Raw genomic sequence first — 3,261 nt, 5'->3', positions numbered from 1 at the left:
AGAGCATTCCGCGCAAGTCAAGCCCGGGCACCGGTGATCCTATCGTGACGCTCACCGCCGAACTATGCCGACTACATCGCGTTCGGCCCGTTCCAGTGGGCGCGTGCGACCAGCCCCCTCAAGCTCCTGAAGGAAGATGATCCGATCTATGCCTGGCGCGAAAAGTTATTCGATGCGTTTGGCGGCATGGCGCGTAATTCGCCGGGCTTTGCGGTGTAGACGAAACCTGCCGCACGTACGGACGTTATCCTGAGGTGCGCTTTTGCGCGCCTCGATTATGGATCTGATCTTCCGTTGATCTGCTTCCAGTATCCACTATCAACCTATGGCTATAGCTATGCATTCGACACATTGATTTCGATGCTTGAGCAAATACCAAGCATCTGCGCCGTCAAGGCCATTACATGAACGCCGCATTCGTACGTTCCAAAGCTTGTCGCGGCCAGTCAACGTCCGCACCACGCAAAGCTCGTGGCTGATGGCGTCTCCCGCCATGGGAGCGAAGGGCCCTCCTGTCCGGAGCAGGCAGCGTTGTTGCCGATCTGCAGGTGGCACTGTTCAGAACAGTGAAGAAAGGCGATCTTACAGCCGCGCAGCTGATCAACGACAGGCTCTTCCGCTTCAGCAGGCATTTTACGCACCGCCCTTCGTCGATATACATAATCGCATGAAAGAGGCGCTGGTGCTGGTCGGCCGGCTCGACCGCTCATTTCGAGCGACCTCCGCTGGTCAAGATTTCAGATGCCGAAGTCGAGCGGTTGCGGAATGCGCTCACAGCTGCGCGCATAACTCAGAATGGCGAGGCCGAGCGATCCTATCTGACCGCTATCAACAGCTTCAGCTAAATAGCAGACATCCGGCGTTCCATAATCGCTCAGTTCGCGAGTCGCGCCTCGCCGCGACAAGCGCAACATCGTCAACTTCCAGATGATTAACGAGATCAGCCTCGATCGAAACAGCGGCTCGCCGCTGGTGCGCGTTCAGTTCAGCTTGTTCACGTTGGTTGTTTCAAGATTTTGTTTGATCTCTCGGTGCACACGTCGTGCACACGCCGCCTTCTAACCGATTGAAAAACCAAAACTCTCGTTCCAATTCATCATGGGAGCAACGGAGAACTTCGAGTCGAAGGTACTCATTTCATAAGTCTTTTTTGTCTCCAGTCGTTCCCTAAGGAATTGGCCCGATTGGCAAACTTGCGGCTAGCGAACCTTCCTGCGCCTGTTCTTCTACGACCATATTCGCTCAACTTGGAAGCCAAATCACCGTCTTGGTGCGCACATCACACACGCGAGAATCCGAGTGCATACGCTTGGCGACTCTCAATATCCGGAAACTGGCACGCTCAGATCCGCGGCAAGACCCGAGGTGTTTGTTTATCGTAATCTGCGAGCAACGGCTCCACTTAGAGCTCTGGTCATCTTGCCGGGACCGGCTACGCTATTTTGCTCGCGTTCATCGCCCACTGATCTAGAATGGCGACGACTTCCTTTTCCGCAGGAGCAACACGCGTGACCAGCATCTCGGCGACGAAAGCCAGGCCCCTTGATCCCCGGTCGAACTGGGCTGCGCTTTCCCAAGCCGAACGCGACGCCGCGTATGACAACAATGCCGCGGTGAAGGACAGTGCGGCCCTGATTGCGGAGCGAAACGAGGCCTCCAAGGCGCTGCGGGCCAGCCGTAGATCCTTCCTTGATGTCGCCTATGGCAACCGTGAGAGGACGAAGATCGACCTCTATCCGGCCGCCGACAGCGCGGCCCCCTGTCTGGTCTTTCTCCACGGCGGCTATTGGCAGCGCAATTCCCGCGATGTGTTTGCGATGCTTGTCGAGGGCATTGCCGCGCATGGCTGGTCGGTTGCCATTCCCGGATATTCGTTGGCGCCGGAGGCATCGCTGACCGAGATCGTGAGTGAAATATCACAGGCGCTCGATTGGCTGGCCAAGAACGGCGCTTCCTACGGCGTGTCCGGCCCCGTTGTGCTCTCGGGCTGGTCGGCCGGCGCCCATCTCGTCGCGATGGCGCTCGATCACCCCCGCGTCGCCGCAGGCCTTGCGATTTCCGGCGTATATGATCTTGCACCGATCCGCGACACCGGCCTGAACAATGCGCTGAAGCTGACCGACCAGGAGGTCGAGAAATTGTCGCCGTTGCACCTACCCGTCGTTCACAAGCGACTCGACATCGCCTACGGCGCGGCCGAACTGCCGGCGCTGGTTTTCGACTCGATCCATTTTCACGAAGCGCGCGTTGCCGCAAACGCGCCCGGCTCCATTTACGCGATCGAGGGCGCCAACCACTTTAGCATTCTCGGCGACCTTCGACGTCCCGACGGCGCGCTGGTGGATATCGCCCGAAAGCTCGTCGGCCAATCCAATAATGGCTAGATCGCCCGTGAATTGACCACCGTCGCGTCGATCCAGACCTGCTCGTCGTCGATCCGCGTTGGATAGATCCGCAACGTCCGATACGGCCAACCATAGGAAATTCTCCCAGTGCGGAGATCGAACGACGCCGCGTGACGCGGACAAAACAGACGTTCTCCCGACAGATGCCCGCGTGCGAGGTCGGCCTGTTCGTGCGGGCACAGCCGTTCGCAGGCCACCGCGCTTCCCTCGGTCCAGACCAGGATCAGGTCGACGCCGGTCACACGCGCGCAAACAATCGTTTGCGAGATCAGCCGGCTAAGTCCGCAGACCGGCATCCACCTTCCCTCGCCGAAGTCTGCGACCGTTTGGTGCCGTTCATCCACCAAGATAGGCCCTTCGCACGTGTTCGTTCTCGATCATTTCGGCGCCGGCGCCGGAGAGAACGATGCGGCCGCCTTCCAGCAGATAGGCATGGTCGCACATCTCGAGCGCCGCAAACGCATTCTGCTCGACTAGCAGAACGGTCGTACCTGAATCGCGGATGCCGCGAATAATGGCGAAGGTGCGCTCGACGATATTGGGCGCAAGCCCAAGGGATGGTTCATCGAACATGATCAACCGCGGCCGCGACATCAGCGCACGGCCGATCGCCAGCATTTGCTGCTCGCCGCCCGACAAGGTGCCGGCAGCCTGCCGCTTGCGGTCGGCCAGACGCGGAAATTCGGCGTAGATGCGCTCGCGGTCCGCCGAAATCGCGGCGGCATCAGTGCGGAGATAGGCTCCTATGTCGAGATTTTCCTCGACCGTCATGTGCGGAAACACACGCCGTCCTTCCGGACAATGCGCGATCCCGCAGGCCACGATGTGGGGCGGCTTCCCGCCCGCAATGTCCTTG

General features: G+C 59.3%; 4 protein-coding genes and 1 pseudogene. 2 read left to right on the top strand and 3 right to left on the bottom strand.

Going from position 1 to position 3,261, the window contains the following annotated elements; all coding sequences use genetic code 11:
• Positions 1-57: 57 nt before the first annotated feature.
• Positions 58-219, top strand: a pseudogene (locus CQ13_RS45470) (glutathione S-transferase family protein); the annotation flags it as partial.
• Positions 220-737: 518 nt separating this feature from the next.
• On the opposite strand, the gene CQ13_RS42745 reads toward CQ13_RS45470, so the two are convergent.
• Positions 738-914: a hypothetical protein gene (locus CQ13_RS42745; protein WP_156433598.1), complete on the bottom strand. Its 177-nt coding sequence runs from the start codon at positions 912-914 to the stop codon at positions 738-740.
• Positions 915-1,508: 594 nt separating this feature from the next.
• Between CQ13_RS42745 and CQ13_RS09340 the strand changes: the two genes are divergently transcribed.
• Positions 1,509-2,384 carry an alpha/beta hydrolase gene (locus CQ13_RS09340; protein ID WP_057842685.1) on the top strand — a complete coding sequence of 292 codons (876 nt, stop codon included), beginning with the start codon at positions 1,509-1,511 and terminating at the stop codon, positions 2,382-2,384.
• Here CQ13_RS09340 and CQ13_RS09335 read toward each other — a convergent pair.
• Both CQ13_RS09335 and CQ13_RS09330 read right to left on the bottom strand, forming a co-directional pair.
• Positions 2,381-2,701: a Rieske (2Fe-2S) protein gene (locus tag CQ13_RS09335; RefSeq protein WP_057842684.1), complete on the bottom strand. Its 321-nt coding sequence runs from the start codon at positions 2,699-2,701 to the stop codon at positions 2,381-2,383. The two genes, CQ13_RS09340 and CQ13_RS09335, sit on opposite strands and share 4 nt — an antisense overlap.
• 40 nt (positions 2,702-2,741) lie before the next feature.
• A partial coding sequence (locus CQ13_RS09330; protein WP_057842683.1) for an ABC transporter ATP-binding protein occupies positions 2,742-3,261 on the bottom strand: 520 nt, incomplete at its 5' end.

This window comes from Bradyrhizobium retamae, assembly GCF_001440415.1.
GTDB lineage: Bacteria > Pseudomonadota > Alphaproteobacteria > Rhizobiales > Xanthobacteraceae > Bradyrhizobium > Bradyrhizobium retamae.
This window is presented reverse-complemented; position numbering and strand designations above follow the sequence as displayed.

Bases quoted from the DNA above. Each gene is read 5' to 3' on its own strand.
- CQ13_RS42745 (WP_156433598.1), bottom strand. From the start codon at position 914: ATGTTGCGCTTGTCGCGGCGAGGCGCGACTCGCGAACTGAGCGATTAT.
- CQ13_RS09335 (WP_057842684.1), bottom strand. From the start codon at position 2,701: ATGCCGGTCTGCGGACTTAGCCGGCTGATCTCGCAAACGATTGTTTGC.